At 59.9% G+C, this 22,463-nt stretch carries 19 protein-coding genes; 10 read left to right on the top strand and 9 right to left on the bottom strand.

Features of this window, described 5'->3' with window-relative positions:
- The first annotated feature begins 12 nt into the window (after positions 1-12).
- From ppsA to F8N85_RS17710, 9 genes are all read left to right on the top strand, one after another.
- Positions 13-2,388 (top strand): phosphoenolpyruvate synthase, encoded by a 2,376-nt coding sequence (gene ppsA / locus F8N85_RS17750; RefSeq protein WP_150804846.1) that lies wholly within the window; start codon positions 13-15, stop codon positions 2,386-2,388.
- Positions 2,389-2,488: 100 nt separating this feature from the next.
- The gene (locus tag F8N85_RS17745; protein ID WP_150804845.1) at positions 2,489-3,478 is read left to right on the top strand and encodes an alpha/beta fold hydrolase; all 990 of its coding nucleotides are present in this window, start codon (positions 2,489-2,491) and stop codon (positions 3,476-3,478) included.
- A gap of 100 nt (positions 3,479-3,578) precedes the next feature.
- Positions 3,579-3,878 (top strand): Rieske (2Fe-2S) protein, encoded by a 300-nt coding sequence (locus F8N85_RS17740; RefSeq protein WP_150804844.1) that lies wholly within the window; start codon positions 3,579-3,581, stop codon positions 3,876-3,878.
- A 101-nt stretch (positions 3,879-3,979) separates the two neighbouring features.
- On the top strand, positions 3,980-4,471 hold the full coding sequence (rraA, locus tag F8N85_RS17735; protein ID WP_150804843.1) for a ribonuclease E activity regulator RraA: 492 nt from the start codon (positions 3,980-3,982) through the stop codon (positions 4,469-4,471).
- A gap of 27 nt (positions 4,472-4,498) precedes the next feature.
- Positions 4,499-5,494 carry a zinc transporter ZntB gene (locus tag F8N85_RS17730; protein WP_150804842.1) on the top strand — a complete coding sequence of 332 codons (996 nt, stop codon included), beginning with the start codon at positions 4,499-4,501 and terminating at the stop codon, positions 5,492-5,494.
- 63 nt (positions 5,495-5,557) lie between these two features.
- Entirely contained in the window at positions 5,558-5,803 is a 246-nt protein-coding gene (locus F8N85_RS17725; RefSeq protein ID WP_150804841.1) for a CrfX protein, read from the top strand.
- A 2-nt stretch (positions 5,804-5,805) separates the two neighbouring features.
- Positions 5,806-6,630 (top strand): mechanosensitive ion channel family protein, encoded by an 825-nt coding sequence (locus tag F8N85_RS17720; protein ID WP_150804840.1) that lies wholly within the window; start codon positions 5,806-5,808, stop codon positions 6,628-6,630.
- Between the two features lie 91 nt (positions 6,631-6,721).
- Entirely contained in the window at positions 6,722-7,312 is a 591-nt protein-coding gene (gene sigX, locus F8N85_RS17715) for an RNA polymerase sigma factor SigX (RefSeq protein ID WP_150804839.1), read from the top strand.
- A gap of 107 nt (positions 7,313-7,419) precedes the next feature.
- Positions 7,420-8,454 (top strand): OmpA family protein, encoded by a 1,035-nt coding sequence (locus F8N85_RS17710; RefSeq protein WP_150804838.1) that lies wholly within the window; start codon positions 7,420-7,422, stop codon positions 8,452-8,454.
- Between the two features lie 385 nt (positions 8,455-8,839).
- Here the strand turns inward: F8N85_RS17710 and cobA are convergent, their stop codons facing one another.
- From cobA to F8N85_RS17670, 8 genes are all read right to left on the bottom strand, one after another.
- A complete protein-coding gene (cobA, locus tag F8N85_RS17705) occupies positions 8,840-9,601 on the bottom strand; it encodes a uroporphyrinogen-III C-methyltransferase (protein ID WP_150804837.1) in 762 nt (253 codons plus the stop codon).
- Between the two features lie 10 nt (positions 9,602-9,611).
- A complete protein-coding gene (locus F8N85_RS17700; protein ID WP_150804836.1) occupies positions 9,612-12,329 on the bottom strand; it encodes a nitrate reductase in 2,718 nt (905 codons plus the stop codon).
- Positions 12,329-12,646 (bottom strand): nitrite reductase small subunit NirD, encoded by a 318-nt coding sequence (gene nirD / locus F8N85_RS17695; protein WP_150804835.1) that lies wholly within the window; start codon positions 12,644-12,646, stop codon positions 12,329-12,331. Before nirD ends, F8N85_RS17700 begins: the two co-directional genes overlap by 1 nt.
- A complete protein-coding gene (gene nirB / locus F8N85_RS17690; protein WP_150804834.1) occupies positions 12,643-15,096 on the bottom strand; it encodes a nitrite reductase large subunit NirB in 2,454 nt (817 codons plus the stop codon). Before nirB ends, nirD begins: the two co-directional genes overlap by 4 nt.
- 458 nt (positions 15,097-15,554) lie before the next feature.
- Complete coding sequence (locus F8N85_RS17685; RefSeq protein WP_150804833.1) at positions 15,555-17,225, bottom strand: bifunctional protein-serine/threonine kinase/phosphatase; 1,671 nt, start codon at positions 17,223-17,225, stop codon at positions 15,555-15,557.
- A gap of 7 nt (positions 17,226-17,232) precedes the next feature.
- Positions 17,233-18,444, bottom strand: a complete 1,212-nt coding sequence (locus tag F8N85_RS17680) for a nitrate/nitrite transporter (RefSeq protein WP_150804832.1) — start codon at positions 18,442-18,444, stop codon at positions 17,233-17,235.
- A 391-nt stretch (positions 18,445-18,835) separates the two neighbouring features.
- Complete coding sequence (locus tag F8N85_RS17675; RefSeq protein WP_150804831.1) at positions 18,836-19,411, bottom strand: ANTAR domain-containing response regulator; 576 nt, start codon at positions 19,409-19,411, stop codon at positions 18,836-18,838.
- 15 nt (positions 19,412-19,426) lie between these two features.
- Positions 19,427-20,638 carry a CmpA/NrtA family ABC transporter substrate-binding protein gene (locus tag F8N85_RS17670; protein WP_150804830.1) on the bottom strand — a complete coding sequence of 404 codons (1,212 nt, stop codon included), beginning with the start codon at positions 20,636-20,638 and terminating at the stop codon, positions 19,427-19,429.
- 234 nt (positions 20,639-20,872) lie between these two features.
- Here F8N85_RS17670 and F8N85_RS17665 point away from each other — a divergent pair, with 234 nt between their 5' ends.
- Positions 20,873-21,892, top strand: a complete 1,020-nt coding sequence (locus F8N85_RS17665; protein WP_150804829.1) for a quinone-dependent dihydroorotate dehydrogenase — start codon at positions 20,873-20,875, stop codon at positions 21,890-21,892.
- Between the two features lie 257 nt (positions 21,893-22,149).
- On the opposite strand, the gene rmf is transcribed toward F8N85_RS17665, so the two are convergent.
- Positions 22,150-22,365, bottom strand: coding sequence for a ribosome modulation factor (gene rmf, locus F8N85_RS17660; RefSeq protein WP_003223300.1), 216 nt, complete (start codon positions 22,363-22,365; stop codon positions 22,150-22,152).
- Between the last annotated feature and the right edge of the window lie 98 nt (positions 22,366-22,463).

Here is a 22,463-nt window from a genome sequence, read left to right as displayed (position 1 = left end):
GGAGAGATCACCTTGGTAGAGTACGTAGTTTCCCTCGATAAGCTCGGCGTCCATGATGTAGAGCATGTGGGGGGCAAGAACGCATCCCTGGGCGAGATGATCAGTAACCTTGCAGGGGCCGGTGTATCGGTTCCTGGTGGCTTTGCTACAACGGCTCAGGCTTACCGTGACTTCCTTGAACTAAGCGGTCTGAACGATCAGATCCACGCCGCACTCGATGCGCTGGACATCGAAGACGTGAACGCCCTGGCGAAAACCGGCGCGCAGATCCGTCAATGGATCATGGATGCCGAATTCCCCGAAAAACTCAACGCCGAGATCCGCACCGCGTTCGCCACGCTGTCGGCCGGCAACCCTGACATGGCCGTCGCCGTGCGCTCTTCGGCCACAGCCGAAGACTTGCCCGACGCATCCTTCGCCGGTCAGCAAGAAACCTTCCTGAACATCCGTGGTGTCGAGAACGTCATTCGCGCCGCCAAGGAAGTGTTCGCTTCGTTGTTCAACGACCGCGCCATTTCCTACCGCGTCCACCAGGGTTTCGACCACAAGCTGGTGGCCTTGTCTGCCGGTGTGCAGCGCATGGTGCGCTCGGAAACCGGTACTGCCGGCGTCATGTTCACCCTCGACACCGAATCGGGTTTCCGTGACGTGGTGTTCATCACCGGTGCCTACGGCCTGGGTGAAACCGTCGTACAAGGCTCGGTGAACCCGGACGAGTTCTATGTCCACAAGCAGACCCTGGCCGCCGGTCGTCCGGCTATTTTGCGCCGCAACCTGGGCAGCAAAGCCATCAAGATGATCTACGGCGAAGTGGCCACGGCCGGCAAGTCGGTCAAGACCATCGATGTCGACAAGGCCGATCGTGCACGTTTCTGCCTCAGCGACGCCGAAGTCAACGAACTGGCCAAGCAAGCGATGATCATCGAGAAGCACTACAAGTGCCCGATGGACATCGAATGGGCCAAAGACGGCGACGACGGCAAGCTGTATATCGTTCAAGCGCGTCCTGAAACCGTGAAGAGCCGCACCTCGGCCAATGTCATGGAGCGTTACCTGCTCAAGGAAACCGGTACCGTGCTGGTGGAAGGCCGTGCCATTGGCCAGCGCATTGGCGCCGGCAAGGTGCGGATCATCAAAGACGTCTCCGAGATGGACAAGGTCCAACCGGGCGACGTACTGGTGTCCGACATGACCGACCCGGACTGGGAACCGGTCATGAAGCGCGCCAGCGCCATCGTCACCAACCGTGGCGGGCGTACCTGCCACGCGGCGATCATCGCTCGCGAACTGGGGATCCCGGCCGTCGTGGGTTGCGGCAACGCCACCGAACTGTTGAAAGACGGCCAGGGCGTTACCGTGTCTTGCGCTGAAGGCGACACCGGTTACATCTTCGAAGGCGAACTGGGCTTCGATATCAAGAAGAACTCCGTCGACGCCATGCCAGATCTGCCGTTCAAGATCATGATGAACGTCGGTAACCCGGACCGTGCCTTCGACTTCGCGCAGCTGCCGAACGCCGGTGTAGGCCTGGCCCGTCTGGAATTCATCATCAACCGCATGATCGGCGTGCACCCCAAGGCGCTGCTCAATTACGCCGGGCTGCCGCAGGACATCAAGGACAGCGTCGACAAGCGCATCGCTGGCTATGACGATCCGGTCGGTTTCTATGTCGAGAAGCTGGTCGAGGGCATCAGCACCCTGGCTGCAGCGTTCACCCCGAAAAAGGTCATCGTGCGTCTGTCGGATTTCAAGTCCAACGAATACGCGAACCTGATCGGCGGCAAACTCTACGAGCCGGAAGAAGAAAACCCGATGCTGGGTTTCCGTGGTGCTTCGCGTTACATCAGCGAATCGTTCCGTGACTGCTTCGAGCTCGAGTGCCGCGCGCTGAAGCGTGTGCGCAACGAGATGGGCCTGACCAACGTCGAAATCATGGTGCCGTTCGTCCGTACCCTGGGCGAAGCCAGCCAGGTCATCGACCTGTTGGCCGAGAACGGTCTTAAGCGGGGCGAAAATGGCCTGCGCATCATCATGATGTGCGAATTGCCGTCCAACGCCATCCTGGCCGAAGAGTTCCTCGAGTTCTTCGACGGTTTCTCCATCGGTTCCAACGACCTGACCCAGCTGACCCTGGGTCTGGATCGCGACTCCGGGATCATCGCGCACCTGTTCGACGAGCGTAATCCGGCGGTCAAGAAGCTGTTGGCCAATGCCATTGCGGCGTGCAACAAGGCCGGCAAATACATCGGTATTTGCGGCCAGGGCCCTTCCGATCACCCTGATCTGGCCAAATGGCTGATGGAGCAGGGTATCGAAAGTGTTTCGTTGAACCCCGATTCCGTACTGGAAACCTGGTTCTTCCTGGCAGAAGCTCAGGCTCCGGTCTGATGTGTGAATGAAGTGTCGGTCAGCGCTGGCTGACCGACGCTTTTAGATTCAAGTAGGGCGGGCTCCATCTGGATGCCGCCCTTTTTTGTGCAAGAGCATTATGCAAAGCAGCAGCAACCTATTTCCTGTGGCCTTGATCAGCGCCGAACGTCGTGGCGATCTGAGTGAGGACGTCTATCGCTTGAAACCGGGCAACAGCCCGGATGGCACCGTGGAACTGGCGGTTACCCGGCTGGGCATGGCCGATGGACCACAAGTGCGCGGTGTTCCGGTCGTCCTGCTTCATGGCAGTTTTTCCAACCGGCGCTTCTGGTTTTCACCCAAGGGGCTTGGGCTGGGTGCCTATCTGGCGCGCGCCGGTTTTGATGTGTGGATTCCCGAGATGCGCGGTCACGGCTTGTCTCGGCGCAATCAGAATTATCGCAAGAACCGCGTCGCCGACTATGCCCGCTACGATCTGCCGGCGATTGCCGCCTTCGTTCGAGAGCAAAGTGGCCAGATTCCTCACTGGCTGGGGCATTCGCTGGGTGGCATTACCCTTGCGGCGGCCTTGGGTGGCCAGTATCTGGGCGAACCCGCGGTAGCGTCCGCTGCGTTTTTCGGCACCCAGGTCAGCCGCACCTACTGGCCCTTGAAAATTCCACCGGTGGAGTGGAGCGGACGCTTTATTTTGAAGCGTTTTGCCCAGATATCCGGTTCAAGGTTCAAACGCGGCCCCGAGGACGAGCCGATTGGCCTGGCCCTGGAAGGCATGCGCTGGTACGGGCTGTTCGGCCGTTTCGGCGATGCCGACAAGGATTGGTGGGCGGGGCTGGCCGAGGTTCAGGTGCCGGTGTTGGCGGTCAGTGCCGCCGGCGATCATCAGGATCCGACGTGGGCCTGCCGTAAACTTTTCGATCAGTTTGGCGGTGAACACAAGCAGTTCGTGTGCCTGGGGCGTGAACAGGGTTTTAGCGACAATTTTGGCCATGTCGAGATGCTGGTCAGCAAAAGTGCCCAAACGGAAGTCTGGCCATTGGTGGAGCGCTGGTTGAAAGATCAGCAGACACCATTACTGACCCAAGAGTCGAATCTGGCCGCAGCAGTCTGAGCCGAACGCTCTAACAAGGGCGTTTCGCTCTGCTCGACTAACGGCTAAGATATGACGCATAGAGCTGTTTTGGTCACTTTCGGTTACTGGGTCAGCATTCATGTTCGTGCCGCTTGAGCGTCTGAGCAATCTGCTAGAAGGCTACCGCCAGACCTTCCAGGTCGAGGGACGTAGCGTGCTCTTGCTGGTGCTGGATAATCAGCCATTGTTGCTCGAAGACCGCTGTCCCCATCGAGGCGCGCCGTTATCCGCTGGCACGGTGGTGGACAATGTATTGCGTTGCGCGCGGCACGGGATGGCGTTCGAACTGCCCAGCGGGCGCGCCTTGCAGCCGTCCTGTCCGGGCTTGAATATGCTCAATCTGGTCTATGATGGTGACCGCATAGGTGTTGAAGTCTAGGCTCGAACCTTGAATATTCGGCGCCGGAATTCGTTTATTAGCGTAATCGCTGCGATTTTCGACGCTTTCTATCGTGTGCTTTCCCTTACAGGAGTTTCTCGATGAACCATTACCTCACTCCCGACCTGTGCGACGCCTACCCGGACCTGGTGCAGGTGGTCGAACCGATGTTCAGCAATTTTGGCGGTCGTGATTCCTTCGGCGGCGAAATCGTGACCATCAAGTGCTTCGAAGACAACTCGCTGGTCAAGGAGCAGGTCGAACTCAAAGGGAACGGCAAGGTACTGGTGGTCGATGGTGGTGGTTCGCTGCGCCGGGCGCTGCTGGGCGACATGCTGGCCGAGAAAGCCGCCAAAAACGGATGGGAAGGGCTGGTGATCTACGGTTGCATCCGCGATGTCGACGTCATCGCGCAAACCGACCTGGGTGTCCAGGCCCTGGCCAGCCACCCGATGAAAACTGACAAGCGCGGTATTGGTGATCTCAACATTGCCGTGACCTTTGCTGGCGTGACCTTTCGTCCAGGCGAGTACCTCTATGCGGACAATAACGGCGTGATCATTTCGCCAAGCCTGCTGAAGATGCCTGAATAAAGCGTTCGACAAAGCAAAGGGGTAAGGATGTTCGAGGAAGAAAACGCGCAGTGGGGGCTGGTTCACGCCCTGGTGCTGGATGGTAAAGGCGGTGCGCGTTCGATTGCCCGGACTGAACTGGATGACCTGCAACTGCAGCCCTGCGAGAGTCTATGGCTGCATTGGGATCGCAGTCACCCGCAAACCCAGACCTGGCTGCGTAAATACAGCGGCCTGAGCGAATTCAGCTGCGACCTGCTGCTTGAAGAAAATACCCGGCCACGGCTGCTGCCGTTGCCGGACAGCGAGCTGCTGCTGTTTTTGCGCGGAATCAACCTCAATCCCGGGGCCGAACCGGAAGACATGGTCTCGGTACGGATTTTCGGTTCCGCCCAGCGGGTGATTTCCCTGCGTTTGCGGCCACTGCGGGCCACCGATGAGCTGCTGGTGCAGCTCGGCGAAGGCAAAGGGCCGAAAACCGCCTCGGAACTGATCCTTTATATGGCCCAGTACCTGACCAACAAGGTCCAGCATCTGGTCAGCGACCTCTCGGAAATCGTCGACGCGGAAGAAGAAAAGCTCGATACCGACGAACGGTATACTCCGGAGCATGGCGCCGTTTTGCAGATCCGTCGCAGAGCAGCCGGGCTGAAACGATTCCTGGCTCCGCAACGGGATATTTTCGGTCAGCTGACGCGGACCAAATTACCCTGGTTCGTCGAAGACGATGGCGACTACTGGAATGAATTGAACAACAGCCTGACGCGCTATCTGGAAGAGCTGGAATTGACCAGAGAGCGCGTGGGGCTTGTGCTGGAGGCCGAGGACCGGCGTTTGAGCGTGCGGATGAATCGCACGATGTACCGCTTCGGCATCATCACCGGGATCTTTCTGCCGATGAGTTTCCTGACCGGTTTGCTGGGTATAAATGTCGGCGGTATTCCCTTCTCCGAGAGTCCTTACGGGTTCCTCGTAGCCTGCCTGATGATGATCTCGGTGGCTCTGGGGCAGTGGTGGTTATTCCGCCGTTTGCGCTGGGTCTGATGGTTTGCCATGTGACCCGAAGAATTTTCATCGCGTCTTTCACAGACATCTCGAGAGGTGCGTATGCACGATCCGTTCGAACAGTCTTTGCGTGACATGCTCCAGGCGACGCCGTCCACCCGCGACGACGATGCCTGCCTGGGCCGCGTATTGAAAACCGCTAATCGTCAGGTAGGTGCAGGTGATCTGTTCACCTTGCTGGGGCACTGGCTGCCCGCGTTGATGATTGCCCTCAATAACGGCTCGGCGCATGTCTCACCGGTTTCCCGTCGTAAATCTACTGCCCGCACTGCTGATAAGGCTGATTGAATATGGAACTTGATCTCTGGACTCAGAGCCTCGTCACTGCGATGACTGCATTGTGGACCAAGGTAGCGAATTTCATCCCCAACCTGTTTGGCGCATTGGTGGTGTTGCTGTTGGGGTTTGTCGTGGCCAAGCTGCTCGACACCTTGCTCTCCAAATTACTGGCAAAACTGGGCCTTGATCGCCTGATGGGCGGTACCGGTTTGACCAAGCTTCTGTCCCGAGCGGGCCTGCAGGTGCCGATCTCGACCCTGATCGGCAAGATTGTATATTGGTTCGTTTTGCTTATTTTTCTGGTTTCTGCTGCAGAATCCCTTGGCTTGGAAAGAGTTTCGGCTACGCTCGATATGCTGGCGCTGTATTTACCGAAGGTCTTCGGTGCCGCGCTGGTGTTGCTGGTAGGGGTATTGCTGGCGCAACTGGCCAATGGGCTGGTGCGGGGCGCAGCAGAGGGCGTAGGGCTGGATTACGCCGCAGGCCTGGGACGTATCGCCCAGGGCCTGGTGATTATCATCAGTATTTCAGTGGCGATCAGCCAGTTGGAGGTCAAAACCGACCTGCTCAACCATGTGATTGTCATCGTATTGATAACCGTTGGTCTGGCAGTTGCCTTGGCCATGGGGTTGGGAAGCAGGGAAATAGCCGGTCAGATTCTTGCGGGAATTTATGTGCGTGAGTTGTATCAGGTTGGGCAACAAGTGCGTGTTGGCGAGGTCGAAGGGCAGATCGAAGAGATCGGCACGGTTAAAACCACATTGCTGACCGATGAGGGTGAGCTAGTCTCTCTCTCCAATCGGATCATGCTGGAACAGCATGTGAGTAGCCGCTAACCCGGCAAACCCTGCTAATGTATGCCGCCGCAAAATGCCCGCTAACGCGGGTTGCGGCGGACATTGACCTGACTGTCGGCACTGACTCGTTTTGAATAAAGCCCAATCGCTATCCATGCGCTACGACCCCCGCGAGCTCTCTGATGAGGAGTTGGTTGCGCGCTCGCACACGGAGCTATTTCACGTAACACGCGCCTATGAAGAGTTGATGCGGCGCTACCAGAGAACCTTATTCAATGTTTGTGCGCGATATTTAGGGAACGATCGTGATGCAGATGATGTCTGTCAGGAGGTGATGCTGAAGGTGTTGTATGGCCTGAAGAACTTCGAGGGCAAATCGAAGTTCAAGACATGGCTATATAGCATCACGTACAACGAGTGCATCACGCAGTATCGGAAGGAACGGCGCAAGCGTCGCTTGATGGACGCTTTGAGTCTCGACCCCCTCGAGGAAGCATCTGATGATAAGATGCCGAAACCTGAGGAAAAGGGTGGACTTGATCGCTGGTTAGTGTATGTGAACCCGATCGACCGGGAAATTCTGGTGCTACGATTTGTCGCAGAGCTGGAATTTCAGGAGATCGCAGACATAATGCATATGGGTTTGAGTGCTACAAAAATGCGTTACAAACGCGCTCTAGATAAATTGCGTGAGAAATTTGCAGGCGTTGCTGAAACTTAGTTCAGCGCAAATATCTCTTACGTGTAGGCAAGTTCTGATAGACTTGCCGCCGAGTTGTCCCCCGGTTTGCGGGACTGCTTCACAATCACCAGATGGGGATTTAACGGATGAAACTGAAAAACACCTTGGGCTTGGCCATTGGTTCTCTTATTGCTGCCACTTCGTTCGGCGCTCTGGCACAAGGCCAAGGCGCAGTTGAAATCGAAGGCTTCGCTAAGAAGGAACAGTTCGACAGCGCTCGTAACTTCAAGAACGACGGCAACCTGTTCGGCGGTTCCGTTGGCTACTTCCTGACCGACGACGTTGAACTGCGTCTGGGCTACGACGAAGTGCACAACGTACGTAGCAATGATGGTCAGAACATCAAGGGCGCGAACACCGCTCTGGACGCTCTGTACCACTTCAACAACCCAGGCGACATGATCCGTCCTTACGTCTCCGCCGGTTTCTCGGATCAGAGCATCGACCAGAACGGCAGCAACGGTCGTAACCGTTCCACCTTCGCCAATGTTGGCGGCGGTGCCAAGCTGTACTTCACCGAGAACTTCTACGCCCGTGCTGGCGTTGAAGCTCAGTACAACATCGACCAGGGCGACACCGAGTGGGCTCCAAGCGTCGGTATCGGCGTGAACTTCGGTGGCGGCTCCAAGCCTGCTGAAGCTCCAGCTCCAGCACCTGCTGAAGTCTGTGCCGACAGCGACAACGATGGCGTGTGCGACAACGTCGACAAGTGCCCGGATACCCCAGCCAACGTAACTGTTGACGCTGATGGCTGCCCAGCAGTTGCTGAAGTTGTTCGTGTTGAGCTGGACGTGAAATTCGACTTCGACAAGTCGGTAGTCAAGCCTAACAGCTACGGCGACATCAAAAACCTCGCTGACTTCATGAAACAGTACCCATCGACCAGCACCACTGTTGAAGGTCACACTGACTCCGTCGGTCCTGACGCTTACAACCAGAAACTGTCCGAGCGTCGTGCAAACGCCGTTAAGCAAGTTCTGACCAACCAGTACGGTGTTGAATCGACCCGCGTTCAGTCCGTTGGCTACGGCGAAACCCGCCCAGTTGCCGACAACGCAACTGACGCAGGCCGCGCTGTAAACCGTCGCGTAGAAGCGCAGGTTGAAGCTGCCGCTAAGTAATTAGCTCGCTGCTCTGAAAAGCCCGGCCTAGGCCGGGCTTTTCTTTGCCTGCGATTTGATGGTTGATCCGCACATTTCCCCGTAGGAGCAGCCACAGCCTGCGATCTTTTCAGCGGTCGATGGAGGTATTGCGGCTGACGCCAGGATCAAAAGATCGCAGCCTGCGGCAGCTCCTACGGTGGCGGGGGTGCCGCAAATCCCGTGTAGGCGCTGGCGAAGCCTGCGATCTTTTCAGTGGTCGATGGAGGTGTCGCGGTTGGCGCCAGGATCAAAAGATCGCAGCCTGCGGCAGCTCCTACGCTAGGCGGGGTGTCCGCAAATCCCGTGTAGGCGCTGGCGAAGCCTGCGATCTTTTCAGTGGTTGGGGCGCAGCTTTCGACAGTTCCTACAGGGCCACGTCTACGCACCACTCTGCCGCAGGCAGCGATTTTTTGACGTCTTCACAAGCTGCCACCGCGCCGATTACCAGGATAGCCGGGCTTTTCAACTGGAAGGCGAGGGCATCTTCCTGCATGGCGGTCAGATCGCTCCGACATTCCCGTTGATGCGGCAGCGAAGCGTTTTCGATCATCGCCACCGGCGTATCCGCCGCCATTCCACCAGCCAGCAGTTGCTCGCGAATTTCGCTGAGCTTGGCCACGCCCATGTAGATCACCAGCGTCGTACCGCCCTGGGCCAGGGCCTGCCAGTTCAGGCTACTGTCGTCTTGAGTGTGGGCGGTTACCAGGGTTACGCCACGGCTGATGCCACGCAACGTCAGCGGGATATTGCATTGCGTCGCTCCGGCCAGGCCGGCGGTGATGCCATTGACCATTTCGACTGCAATCCCGTGGGTCCTGAGCCATTGCGCTTCTTCACCGCCACGTCCGAAAATGCACGGGTCACCGCCCTTGAGTCGCACCACGCACTTGCCTTGGCGGGCATAACGCAGCATCAGCCGATGAATGAACTCCTGCGGCGTGGAGCGACAGCCGCCGCGTTTGCCGACGGCAATGATGCGTGCCTGTGGGCAATGGGCCAGGACGGCCTCGTTGACCAGATCATCGATCAGCACCACATCGGCTTCGCCCAGGGCGCGCACCGCTTTGAGGGTCAGCAATTCGGGATCGCCAGGACCTGCGCCCACCAGCCAGACTTTTGCGCTCATGTTCTATTCCTCACGAAGTGACGGCTATCGGTTGGGCAGTAGCGGCCAACAGACGCTTGATTTCCGGTACGCAGGAGCCGCATTGAGTGCCGCAGCCCAGTTCTTGTTTCAAGCCATTGAGATCCAGGCCGCGGCGGATACCGGCGCAGACTGCGTTTTGGCTGACGTTTTTGCAGTTGCATAAGGTCTTATTGGCGGACGGGTCGCTGGTCGCGCTACCCGGCGGGGTGCTCAGCGGCGCCAGCAGCCAGCGGCGCAATTGTTCGTCGGCTGTGCCCTCGAGCCACAGGCTTTGCAGCCAATGCCGGGCGAGGGTTTCACCGGCCAGGCGGATGGCGGTGATGCGTCCGCTCTCGATCCGCACTCGCTTGCCAATGGAGCGCCGTGGGTCGTCATAGGCCAGTACTGGTCCTTCGTTAAGCCCCAGCTGTTGATCGATGTCCCTGAGCAACTGCGGGTCGGGGGCGACGGCGCTGGCAGCCCGTATCAGCAGCGCCGGACGCTCGCGGCCAGTCAGGCTGAGGCTGACGTAAGTAAAGGCCTCACAGAGCGGTCGCAGGGCTTCGAAATGCGCCTGCACATTACCTTCGATCAAGGCAAACAGCTGCCAGGGCAGTTGCACCGGTTCGATGCGCACGCCGCTGTGTTTGAGTTCCGGTTGTTTCGACAGCGGGTCGAATGCCGGTTGCGTGATGGTATTGATGCCACCCTTGAGGAAGCGGTCGCCCCAGTGCATCGGCAGGAAGGCTTGGCCAGGACGGACGCTGTCATCGCTACCGACCGCGACGATCAGGTCGCCGCGGCGGCTTTTGAGACTGACCAGATCACCGTCTTGCAGGCGGTGCCGGCGCAATTCATCGGGGTGCAGGCTCAATACAGCTTCGTTGACGTGACCGAACAGCTGCGCCGCGGTGCCGGTGCGGCTCATGCCATGCCATTGGTCGCGCAGTCGACCGGTGATCAGGGTTAGCGGAAAGCGCGCGTCGCGCTGCTCTTTGGCCGCGCGGTAAGGATCGGCAACAAACCGGGCACGGCCGCTGGCGGTCGGGAAAACCCCGTCAACGTACAGACGAGGCGTTCCCTCAAGCGCGCCGCCGGGGAAGGGCCATTGTTGCGGGCCGATCCGGTCGAGCAGGGCGTGGCTGATGCCGGACAGGTCGAGGTCACGGTCGCGGGTCAGCTCTTTGTATTCGTCGAAGACCTGTGCCGGTTCGTTGAAAGCAAACAGGCTGGATTGTCCCGGGCGCAGACGTTGTTCCAGGCGTTGCGCGAAATCCACGGTGATGGCCCAGTCCGCCCGCGCTTCGCCGGGTGCGGCAATGGCGCGGCGGACATGGGAAATACGCCGTTCCGAATTGGTCACTGTGCCTTCCTTTTCGCCCCAGCTGGCAGCAGGCAGCAGCAAATCGGCGAACGGCGCGGTTTCAGTGGTACGGAAGGCTTCCTGCAGCACCACGAACGGGCACGCCTGCAACGCCTCGCGCACTGCATTCTGATCCGGCAGGGACTGTGCCGGGTTGGTGCAGGCGATCCACAGGGCTTTGATCTTGCCGTTACCCACTTGTTCGAACAGCTCGATGGCAGTCAGTCCGGGGTTTTCCGGCAGTTGCTCGACTCCCCAGTAGCTGGCGACTTCGGCCCGGTGCTCAGGGTTGGCGGCTTCGCGGTGGCCCGGCAGCAGGTTCGACAGGCTGCCGGTTTCGCGACCGCCCATGGCATTTGGCTGGCCGGTCAGGGAGAACGGTCCGGCGCCCGGCTTGCCGATTTGCCCGGTGGCCAGGTGCAGGTTGATCAGCGCGCTGTTTTTTGCGCTGCCGGCGGTGGACTGGTTGAGCCCCATGCACCACAACGACAGGAAACTGGGCGAGGTACCGATCCACTCGGCGCATTGCTGCAGTTGCTCGGTGCTGATTCCGCATAGCTGCGCGACCATCTGTGGGGTGTAATCGCGGACCAGGTTTTTCAGCTCGGCCAGGCCTTCGGTGTGGGCCTTGATGAAGTCACGGTCGATCCAGTCTTCCCACAGCAGCAGATGCAAAATCCCATGGAACAGCGCGACATCGGTCCCGGGCAAAATCGCCAGATGCAGGTCCGCGAGCTCACAGGTATCGGTGCGCCGTGGATCGATGACGATGACTTTCATCTGTGGTCGGCGGCTTTTGGCCTCTTCCAGGCGACGAAACAGCACCGGGTGGGCGTAGGCCATGTTGCTGCCGACGATCATCACGCAATCGCTCAGTTCCAGGTCTTCATAGCTGCATGGCGGGGCATCGGCACCGAGGCTGCGTTTGTAGCCGACCACCGCCGAAGACATGCACAAGCGTGAATTGCTGTCGATGTTGTTGGTGCCGACCAGCGCCCGGGCCAGCTTGTTGAAGGCGTAATAGTCCTCGGTCAGCAGCTGCCCGGAAATGTAGAACGCCACGCTGTCCGGGCCGTGTTCGGCGATCGTGTCGGCAAATACATTGACCGCGTGATCCAGCGCAGTATCCCAATCGGTGCGACTGCGGGCCAGGCCTTTGCCGAGCCGTAGCTCCGGGTACAGCGCCCGTGCCGTGAGGTCGCCGGTCAGGTGCAGGCTCGCACCTTTGCTGCACAATTTGCCGAAGTTGGCCGGGTGCGTGGGGTCGCCGCTGACGCCGAGGATCTGCTCGCCATCATGCTCGATCAACACACCGCAACCGACCCCGCAGTAACAGCAGGTCGAGGCGGTCGTCTGGCGGTTCATCAGACTGCGTCCCGCAATGCCAGCATCACCCGGCCATTTTCTACTCGGGCCTGATGATGGTGGGCGCAGCCGATGTCCGGGGCCTGGGCTTCGCCGGATTCGAGATCGATCTGCCAGTTGTGCAGCGGGCAGGCGACCCGTTTGCCGTAGATCAAACCTTGAGAGAGCGGGCCGCCCTTGTGCGGGCAGCGGTCATCCAGCGCGAAAACCTCGTCATCACTGGTGCGAAAGATCGCGATATCGCCTTTCGGGCCTTGAATGACCCGCGAGCCGAGGGCGTTGATTTCTTCCAGGGCGCAGATATCCAGCCAGTTCATGCCAGCACCTCCAGCTGTTTCACCACGATGGTGTCGAACTCTTTCTTCAGCAGCGGTTGTTCCAGGCGCTCCTTCCACGGGTCCTGTTCGAACGACAGGGAGAATTGCAGGCGCTCATTGAGGGCCTTGCGTCGTAGCGGATCTTCCAGCACGGCTTTCTTGATGTGCTCCATGCCGACCCGCTGCAGGTAGTGCACGGTGCGCTCCAGGTAGAAGGCTTCTTCGCGATAGAGTTGCAGGAAGGCGCCGTTGTACTCGCGTACCTCTTCGGCGGTTTTGAGCTTGACGAAGAACTCCGCCACTTCGGTCTTGATCCCGCCGTTGCCGCCGATGTACATCTCCCAACCCGAGTCCACGCCGATGATGCCAACGTCCTTGATCCCGGCTTCCGAGCAGTTGCGTGGGCAACCGGAGACTGCCAGCTTGACCTTGTGCGGCGACCACATGTTGAACAGATCATGTTCCAGCTCGATCCCCAGTTGGGTCGAATTCTGCGTGCCGAAGCGGCAGAACTCGCTGCCGACGCAGGTTTTCACGGTGCGGATGGATTTTCCGTAGGCGTGGCCGGACGGCATGTCGAGGTCTTTCCAGACACCCGGCAGGTCCTGTTTCTTGATCCCCAGCAAGTCGATGCGCTGGCCGCCGGTGACCTTGACCATCGGTACGTTGTACTTGTCAGCCACGTCGGCGATGCGCCGCAACTCGGAAGGGTTGGTAACACCGCCCCACATCCGCGGGACCACCGAATAGGTACCATCTTTCTGGATGTTGGCGTGGGCCCGTTCGTTGATCAGGCGCGATTGCGGATCATCCTTGGCTTCGCCGGGCCAGGTGGAAATCAGATAGTAGTTCAGCGCCGGGCGGCAGGTGGCGCAGCCGTTCGGGGTACGCCAGTTCAGGTAGCCCATGGTCCCGGCGATGGTCAGCAGATGCTGTTCGCGAATCGCCTGGCGGATCTGCCCGTGGTTGAGGTCACTGCAACCGCAGATGGCTTTTTCGCTTTTCGGTTTGACGTCCGCCGCGCCGCCGACGGTGTTGATCAGTATCTGCTCCACCAGGCCCGCGCAGGAACCGCAGGAGCTGGCGGCCTTGGTGTGCTTCTTGACGTCGTCGACGCTGAACAGGCCGTGTTCCTGAATCGCCTTGACGATGGCGCCCTTGCACACGCCATTGCAGCCGCAGACTTCAGCGGTGTCGGCCATGCTCATGGCTTTGTCCTGGCCTTGGTGTCCTACGTCACCTAGAGCGTTTTCACCAAACATCAGGTGGTCGCGGATTTCGCCGATGCCGTGGTTCTCGCGGATCTGCCGGAAGTACCAGCCGCCGTCGGCGGTGTCGCCGTACAGGCAGGCGCCGACCAACACGTCATCCTTGATCACCAGCTTCTTGTAGACGCCGCCGATGGGGTCGGAAAGGGTGATGGTTTCAGTGCCTTCGCCACCCATGAAGTCGCCGGTGGAGAACAGGTCGATGCCGGTGACTTTCAATTTGGTCGAAGTCACCGAGCCCTTGTAGGTGGCAAAACCCAATTGTGCGAGGTGGTTGGCGCAGACCTTGGCCTGTTCGAACAGTGGCGCGACCAGACCGTAGGCGATCCCGCGGTGGCTGGCGCATTCGCCAATTGCATAGATGCGTGGGTCGTAGGTTTGCAGGGTGTCATTGACCAGGATTCCGCGATTGCAGGGAATGCCGGATTTTTCCGCCAGTTCGGTGTTCGGGCGGATGCCGGCGGCCATCACCACCAGGTCGGCCGGGATGACATCGCCGTTCTTGAATTGCACCGAGCCGACCCGGCCATTGCCGGCGTCGTGCAAGGCCTGGGTCTGTTCACACAGGCGAAAGTTCAGGCCGCGGCTTTCCAGTGCGCTTTGCAGCAGTTCGCCGCTGGTTTTGTCCAGTTGCCGCTCCAGCAGCCATTCGCCGATGTGCACCACGGTCACGTGCATGCCACGCAACATCAGGCCGTTGGCGGCTTCCAGACCGAGCAGGCCGCCGCCGATGACCACTGCGTGCTTGTGGGTCTTGGCGGTGTCGATCATCGCCTGGGTGTCGGCGATGTCGCGGTAGCCGATCACGCCCTGCAAGGTATTGCCCTGAATCGGCAGAATGAACGGCGTCGAGCCGGTGGCGATCAACAGGCGATCGTATTCGGCCTCGGTGCCGTCTTCGGCGATTACCCGGCGCTTGACCCTGTCGATCTTCACCACTTTGCGGTTGAGCAGCAGCGTGATGTTGTTTTCCTGATACCAGCTCAGGTCGTTGAGCACGATCTCTTCGAACGTCTGCTCACCGGCCAGTACCGGCGACAGCAGGATGCGGTTGTAGTTGGTATGGGGTTCGGCGCCGAAGACCGTGATGTCGTACAGCTCGTTACTCAGCTTGAGCAGCTCTTCCAGGGTGCGAACCCCGGCCATGCCGTTGCCGATCATCACCAGTTTGAGTTTTTTCATAAAGATCTCCGGTGAGCTCAGGCCTGCCTCATCGGGGCGGTCAGGCTGGCTCGACAAATTTTGCGCAAACAAAAAAAGGCGTCCCGCTAGTTAACTAGCGAGGACGCCTTTGTCCTGATCCCGTTCTCTCGGGAAGCGCACCCTTCGTCGTTGAAGGCTGGGCTTTATGTCTGTTGAGAGAGGTAATGCAGTGGTTGTGCCAAGTTTGGCGAAGGTGCGGTTTTATTGGGGGTTGAGGTTGAAAGATTTGTCCGAGAGGGGGTTTTTGCACCAATGCAAGGCGTGTTGCCCACAATTGGCGCGACACAAATCCCGTAGCAGCTGGCGAAGCCTGCGTTCGGCCGCGGAGCGGTCGCAGTCCAGACGACTCCATTTTTTTGCCAGAACCGCGGTATGGCTATTTACGACTGCTTCACAGCCGAACGCAGCCTTCGGCAGCTGCTACAAAAAGCGCGTGCTCAACCGTGAAATAGCAAAAGCAACAGCAGCAGATTAATCAACAACGACACCAGCGCCAAAGTCCGCCAAACCTTCAACGGCTCCCGCTCCAGCAGCGGCCTGGGCCGCACGCTCAAACTACGGCGTTCGCCCTGTTCCAGTAGCAACAGCCACTCCTCGGCAGTTTCAAAGCGTTGCGCCGGATTGACGGCTACCGAACGCTCCAGGCTTTGCTCTAGCCAGTCCGGCAGGTCCGGTCGATAGCGACTGGCACTGACAGGCAGGCCGAAGCGCGGCCGTTGAAAGGCTTCGACCTCTCCATAGGGATAATGCCCGGTTAGCAGGTAATACAGGGTCACGCCCACCGCATACAGGTCCTGTTGTGCCGTTGGCGGATCCCCGTTAAAGGCTTCCGGCGCAATGTAGCTCGGGGTTCCCGGCAGCAAGTGCGCCTGGTCTTCCGACAGTCCGGGGCAATACGCCAGACCGAAATCCAGCAGACGCAATTCCCCATCGTCACTCAACAGCAGGTTTTCCGGTTTGATATCGCGGTGCAGGATCTGCCGCCGATGCAGCATGCCGACTGCCCGTAGCAGGCGTTCGGCGAGCTCCTGCCATTGTGCCAGGGGCAGCGGACCGCTTTGCGCGAACAGCTCGGCCAGTGTCGAGCCTGGGTACTGGCGCATCACGTAGTACAGATGCTGACGTTGGCTGGTGGCATGCACTTCGGGGAAGTGCCGGCCAGCAACCCGCCGCAGAAACCACTCCTCCGACAACAGGCTTTGACCGGCCTGACTGTCGTCATGCAGATGCGCGGGCAGGGTTTTCAGCAGCCAGGGTTGCTGCTGGGCATCACGAACGCGGTAGAGCAGCGACTGCTGGCTCTGTCCGAGTAGCGCTTCGACCTGCCAGCCTTCAAACCATTGGCCGGGTTTGAGCGCAGGGGGCAACGGCCATTGCTGCAAGTGGATCAACGCATCGCCGATGGTCGCCTCGCCGAGGGCGTCGACCCGTACCAGCAACGCACTGGCATTGTCCTGGCTGCCCGCCAGATGCGCGGCGTTGACCAGCGTCTGCGCGGCGCTGTCGAGATCGGGCTGATCGCGCAGGATCGCGCTGATCGCCGTGTCGCCGAGCACCGCCCAAATGCCGTCGCTGAGCATGACGAAGCTCTCGCCCAGGCGCAATTCACTGTCGAGGAAGTCCAGCACCAGGTGCTGATCCAGGCCCAGTGCGCGCTTGAGCACATGCTGCATGCCCGGTTGCTCCCAGACATGATCCTCGGTGATGCGCTGCAACTCTCCCTCGCACCAGCGATAGACCCGGCAATCACCGACATGTGCCAGCGTGAAGCGCTGTCCTCGCAATACCAGCGCACTCACGGTGGTCAGCAAGGGTAGCCCGCCACCGTTGGCCTGCAGCCAGCGATTCTGCGCCAACAATAACCGGTCCAGAGCCTGCGCCACGCCCCAGGTTTCCGGCGTGGCGTAGTAGTCCAGTGCCAATGCCTGCAAGGTCGAACGAGCGGCGAGGCCGCCGTCGGCGCACTGGCTGACACCATCGGCGATGGCGAACAAGTAACCCTTGCTGGCGGCCAGCGCCGGGGTTGGTGTAACCAGGCGCAGGGCGTCCTGGTTTTCCTCCCGCGGGCCGATGGCGCTGGCTTGGGCAAATTTCAGTTGCAGGCTCATTCAGTACTCAGACCCGAGCCGCGGTCACGGCTGCCGAACCCCAGGTAGTTCTCCAGCGACGCTTGACCCCGTGCAGGCCGAACCAGGCCAATACGCCGAGGCTGGCGAACAACCAGAGGGCCAGTTGATAGCTGCCGGTGCTTTGTTTGATTGCACCCATGCCGGCCGCCAGAGCGAAGCCGCCGATGCCGCCCGCCATGCCGATCAGGCCGGTCATCACACCGATCTCCCGACGGAAACGCTGCGGTACCAATTGGAAGACCGCACCATTACCGGCACCCAGACCCAGCATAGTGCAGACGAACAGGGCGAGGGCCGCGTAAGAACTCGGCAGGTTGAAGCCTACCGCGGTAATGCAGATCGCCGCGACGGTGTACATGCCGAGCAAGGTGCGAATGCCACCAAAGCGATCGGCCAGGGCGCCACCCAGCGGACGCATCAGGCTGCCACCAAAGACGCAGGCGGCGGTGTAGTAACCGGCGGTCACCGGGCTCAGGCCGTATTGGTCGTTGAAGTAGCCGGGCAGGGCGCTGGCCAGGCCGATAAAGCCGCCGAAGGTCACGCTGTAGAAGAACATGAACCACCAACTGTCGCGGTCGCCCAACGCCTTGAAGTAGTCAGTCATGGATTTGGGTTTTGGCCGCTCCGGAGCGTTTTTCGCCAGCCAGGCAAAGACGATCAGGGTCAGGATCAGCGGGATCAGCGCGAAGCCGAATACATTGCTCCAGCCAAAGGCGGCGGCCATTACCGGGGCGATCAGTGCCGCCAGTACGGTGCCGGAGTTGCCCGCACCGGCAATGCCCATGGCCTTGCCTTGATGCTGCGGCGGATACCATTGCGAGGCCAGGGGCAGGGCGACCGCGAACGAAGCACCGGCCACGCCGAGAAACAGCCCGAGCACCAAGGCCTGTTCATAGCTGTGAATGCCCAGTTTCCAGGCACCGAACAGCGCGCAGATAACGATCACCTGGCCGATCAGCCCGGCGGTTTTGGGTGACAGGCGATCAGCCAGCAAGCCCATCAAAAAGCGCAGGATGGCACCGGCCAGAATCGGCGTGGCCACTACCATGCCGCGTTGCTGAGTGGTCAGTTGCAGGTCCGTGGCGATCTGCACCGCCAAAGGGCCGAGCAGGTACCAGACCATGAAGCTCAGGTCGAAATAGAGGAAGGCCGCGAACAATGTCGGGGTGTGGCCGGATTTCCAGAAGCTTGAATTCATCGCGCACCTCAGCTGTAAAGAGTCTCGAAAGGAGTCATGAGCTTTCAGGTGGAGCGCCTGTGACGGCCGCACCACCGGCCCCGGGCTATGGAGCCAAAACGAAAAAACGCCGCAACCCGATGTGCTAATGCCAAAGGGTGTGCGACGTCGTTGTCGTAGGTGGGGCAACCGCCGTTGGTTACCTGTATGGATTAATTTGCAAGAGCCGCGCCAACAGTTGAAATTGCGTCGCGGCCAATCGCGAGCAGGCTCGCTCCCACAGGGGACCTATGTCGGCCACATGTTTGTGGTTTGTCACATATCCAATGTGGGAGCGAGCCTGCTCCGGGCGGCGTTCCGACGATAGCGGTGTAACAGGCGCCGCAGGGCTTAAGCCAGGCTCTGCAGGGTCTCAGCCCAACAACTCACTCATGGCAATAATCTGCTCGGCCACCTGTATCAGCTTCTGCTGGCGGCTCATGGCCTGGCGGCGCATCAGGGTGTAGGCCTCTTCTTCCTTGCAGCCCTTCATCTTCATCAACAAGCCCTTGGCCAGTTCGATGCGCTTGCGCTCGGCCAGTTGCTGGTCGCGGGCCTGGAGTTGGGCGCGCAAGGCCTGGTCGCTTTCGAAGCGGGCCATGGCCACGTCGAGGATGGGTTGCAGGCGCGCGGCGAGGATGCCTTCGACGATGTAGGCGCTGACCCCGGACTTGATGGCCTGACGCATCACGTCCGGGTCATGTTCGTCGGTAAACATGACGATCGGTCGTGGCTGGTCGCGGCTGACCAGCACCACTTGCTCCATCACATCGCGGCTCGGTGACTCGGTATCGATCAAAATCACATCTGGACGCACCGTTTCGACGCGTGCCGGCAGGTCGATGGTCAGGCCGGACTCGTCGATTACTTCAAACCCGGCCTCGGTCAGGGCCGCCTTGAGCCGGCCGACTTTTTTCGCGGTGTCGTTGATCAGCAGGATACGCAACATATTCGCAGTCTCCTGTCAGCGGCTGGCGAGAAGGGCGGATGAGTCGGTCATGGCGTGCAACTTGAAGCCGCTGGCATAACCGACCGGGTCGGAACCGTCCCAGATCTTGCCGTCGATCAATTGGCTGCTGCGCATTGTTTCGCCAGAGTGGCCGACGCCAACCGCGCTCGCCGCCTCGCGGTACAACTCGAGTTGCTGGACCTGGCGGGCGACGCCGAGGTAGTCCGGGTCGTCGCGCAGCAAGCCCCAGCGACGGAACTGGGTCATGAACCACATGCCGTCGGACAGGTAGGGCAGGTTGACCTCGCCCGCACCATGGAAGCGCAAGGCATGCGGGTCTTGCCAGCGATTGCCAAGGCCATCGACATAGTCGCCGAGCAGCCGCGGCTGAATGCAGTCCAGGGGCGCGTCCAGGTACTCGCGGGCGCTCAACAGCTGCGCGGTGCTCTGCCGGTTCTCGGTGCTCTGTTCGATAAAGCGACTGGCTTCGAGGATGGCCATGACCAGCGCTCGGGCAGCGTTCGGGTACTGTTCGACAAACGCACGGGTGCAGCCCAGGACCTTTTCCGGATGGTCGGGCCAAATGGTTTGAGTGGTGGCGATGGTAAATCCCAAGTCCTGACGCACCGCGCTGGCGCTCCAGGGCTCGCCGACACAAAAGCCATCGATGCGCCCGGCTTGCAGGTGCGCGACCATTTGCGGCGGCGGCACCACCACGCTGTCGACATCCTGCAACGGATGGATGCCCTGGCTGGCCAGCCAGTAATAGAGCCACATGGCGTGGGTGCCGGTAGGAAAGGTCTGGGCGAAGGTCAGCTTTGCGCGACTTTGGTGCACGTGTCGATCCAGCGCTTCAGGACCGGTCACGCCACGGGCTTGCAGGCCGTGGGACAGGTTGATGCTTTGGCCGTTCTGGTTCAGGCCCATGAGCACTGCCATGTCGGTGGCGGCGACTCCGCCGATGCCCAGGTGCACGGCGTAAATCAAGCCATACAGGCTGTGGGCCGCATCCAGTTCACCGCTGACCAGCTTGTCCCGCAGGTTGGCCCAGGAGGATTGGCGCTTGAGATTCAAGGTCAGGCCATAGGGTTGGGCGAAGCCCTGGGTGGCCGCGACCACCACCGAGGCGCAATCGCTCAGGGCCATGAAACCGAGGTTGATCGCGCTCTTTTCCGGAGCATCGCTGCCATTGACCCAGGCCAGTGGGGCTGCTGGAAATTCGTTCATCAAATGTGCACCTTCCATAAAAAAGCGTCGTACCCGGGTCTCTTGCCAGAGCAAAGCCTTGGTGACGACGCCATTGTTCTTCGACCCATCCCGCCGTTGGCATGAGTGCTGATGCAATCGGTGGTGCAAGGCATATGCCATTCACCGCAGATTTCATCGAGTGCCTCGCTTGCAGCACCGTTGCCCGGCTATAATCGCCGGCTCATTTCGCCGCCAACCGAGTCAAACCCGCCCATGTACACCCTGGCCCGTCAGCTGTTGTTCAAACTTTCCCCGGAAACCTCCCACGATCTGTCCCTGGACCTGATCGGCGCGGGCGGGCGTTTGGGCCTCAATGGCTTGCTGTGCAAGGCGCCAGCGCGGATGCCGGTGAATGTCATGGGCCTGGATTTCCCCAACCCGGTGGGTCTGGCGGCAGGCCTGGACAAAAACGGCACGGCCATCGATGGTTTTGCCCAGTTGGGTTTCGGCTTCGTCGAGATCGGCACCATCACTCCGCGCCCGCAACCAGGCAATCCGAAACCACGGATTTTCCGCTTGCCGGAAGCCGAAGCGATCATCAACCGCATGGGTTTCAACAACCTCGGTGTCGATCACCTGCTGGCCCGGGTCGCGGCGGCCAAGTACAAAGGCATTCTGGGCATCAACATCGGCAAGAACTTCGATACGCCGGTTGAACGCGCAGTGGATGACTACCTGATCTGCCTGGATAAAGTTTACGCCCATGCCAGCTATGTGACAGTCAATGTCAGCTCTCCGAACACCCCGGGCCTGCGCAGCCTGCAGTTCGGCGATTCGCTCAAACAATTGCTCGAAGCCTTGCGTCAGCGCCAGGAAGACTTGGCCCAGCGCCACGGAAAGCGCGTACCGCTGGCGATCAAGATCGCTCCAGACATGACCGACGAAGAGACCGTAGAGGTGGCGCGAGCCTTGATCGAGACCGGGATGGATGCGGTGATCGCCACCAACACCACCCTGAGCCGTGTCGGCGTCGAAGGTATGGAGCATGGCGATGAGGCGGGTGGCCTGTCGGGTGCACCGGTTCGCGACAAGAGCACCCATACCGTCAAGGTGCTGGCTGGCGAATTGGCCGGGCGCCTGCCGATCATTGCCGTGGGCGGCATCACCGAAGGCAGGCACGCGGCTGAGAAAATCGCCGCTGGCGCCAGCCTGGTGCAGTTGTACTCGGGCTTTATCTACAAAGGCCCGGCGCTGATCCGCCAGTCGGTGGATGCGATTGCGGCGTTGCGCTGAAGGCGGGCAACCGTAGGAGCTGCCGCAGGCTGCGATCTTTTGATTTTGATTTTTGGATTCACGCACAAAACGCCGAGAAGCAAGATCAAAAGATCGCAGCCTGCGGCAGCTCCTACAGGGATCGAGTGATGGCCAAGTGAGCACCCATAAAAAAGGGCCCCTTGAAGGAGCCCCTGGGCCGAAGCCCGCCGTCCGGATGGGACGAGCATGGTAAGTCGTAGTGTATTCAGATTTTGGTGTCGGAGTATGTGCCCTGTTTAGCCGACGGCGTGAAGTTCGTTGAGTCTGTGGATACCCGCAGTGCCGGTCATACCGTCCCAGTTGTCGCCGCGTCCTTCTCGCCAGCCGTTAATCCAGGCTTGGCGTACCGACGGTAGAGTAAATGGGCAAAGCTCACGGGATTTGCCACCAACGCCATATTGATATCCGCGTAAAAATGCTCTTTCCAACGGATCACGCTTAAGTCTTCTCATAGGGTGTTTCCCTCACTTGTTGACTGTGTAATGTCCCGTCGACCTCAATCGAGGTCGGGCAGAAATACTCTGCCGTTGGCGGCTCGCTGCCGGCGTCG

The organism is Pseudomonas fluorescens (genome assembly GCF_902497875.1).
Lineage (GTDB): Bacteria > Pseudomonadota > Gammaproteobacteria > Pseudomonadales > Pseudomonadaceae > Aquipseudomonas > Aquipseudomonas fluorescens_BR.
The sequence above is the reverse complement of the archived record's forward strand: the minus strand, read 5'-3'. Positions and strand labels throughout refer to the sequence as shown.

Excerpts from the sequence above, each read along its gene's own strand:
- F8N85_RS17745 (WP_150804845.1), top strand. The coding sequence starts at position 2,489 with ATGCAAAGCAGCAGCAACCTATTTCCTGTGGCCTTGATCAGCGCCGAA.
- F8N85_RS17740 (WP_150804844.1), top strand. The coding sequence starts at position 3,579 with ATGTTCGTGCCGCTTGAGCGTCTGAGCAATCTGCTAGAAGGCTACCGC.
- rraA (WP_150804843.1), top strand. The coding sequence starts at position 3,980 with ATGAACCATTACCTCACTCCCGACCTGTGCGACGCCTACCCGGACCTG.
- F8N85_RS17730 (WP_150804842.1), top strand. The coding sequence starts at position 4,499 with ATGTTCGAGGAAGAAAACGCGCAGTGGGGGCTGGTTCACGCCCTGGTG.
- F8N85_RS17725 (WP_150804841.1), top strand. The coding sequence starts at position 5,558 with ATGCACGATCCGTTCGAACAGTCTTTGCGTGACATGCTCCAGGCGACG.
- F8N85_RS17720 (WP_150804840.1), top strand. The coding sequence starts at position 5,806 with ATGGAACTTGATCTCTGGACTCAGAGCCTCGTCACTGCGATGACTGCA.
- F8N85_RS17710 (WP_150804838.1), top strand. The coding sequence starts at position 7,420 with ATGAAACTGAAAAACACCTTGGGCTTGGCCATTGGTTCTCTTATTGCT.
- cobA (WP_150804837.1), bottom strand. The coding sequence starts at position 9,601 with ATGAGCGCAAAAGTCTGGCTGGTGGGCGCAGGTCCTGGCGATCCCGAA.
- F8N85_RS17700 (WP_150804836.1), bottom strand. The coding sequence starts at position 12,329 with ATGAACCGCCAGACGACCGCCTCGACCTGCTGTTACTGCGGGGTCGGT.
- nirD (WP_150804835.1), bottom strand. The coding sequence starts at position 12,646 with ATGAACTGGCTGGATATCTGCGCCCTGGAAGAAATCAACGCCCTCGGC.
- nirB (WP_150804834.1), bottom strand. The coding sequence starts at position 15,096 with ATGAAAAAACTCAAACTGGTGATGATCGGCAACGGCATGGCCGGGGTT.
- F8N85_RS17685 (WP_150804833.1), bottom strand. The coding sequence starts at position 17,225 with ATGAGCCTGCAACTGAAATTTGCCCAAGCCAGCGCCATCGGCCCGCGG.
- F8N85_RS17680 (WP_150804832.1), bottom strand. The coding sequence starts at position 18,444 with ATGAATTCAAGCTTCTGGAAATCCGGCCACACCCCGACATTGTTCGCG.
- F8N85_RS17675 (WP_150804831.1), bottom strand. The coding sequence starts at position 19,411 with ATGTTGCGTATCCTGCTGATCAACGACACCGCGAAAAAAGTCGGCCGG.
- F8N85_RS17670 (WP_150804830.1), bottom strand. The coding sequence starts at position 20,638 with ATGAACGAATTTCCAGCAGCCCCACTGGCCTGGGTCAATGGCAGCGAT.
- F8N85_RS17665 (WP_150804829.1), top strand. The coding sequence starts at position 20,873 with ATGTACACCCTGGCCCGTCAGCTGTTGTTCAAACTTTCCCCGGAAACC.
- rmf (WP_003223300.1), bottom strand. The coding sequence starts at position 22,365 with ATGAGAAGACTTAAGCGTGATCCGTTGGAAAGAGCATTTTTACGCGGA.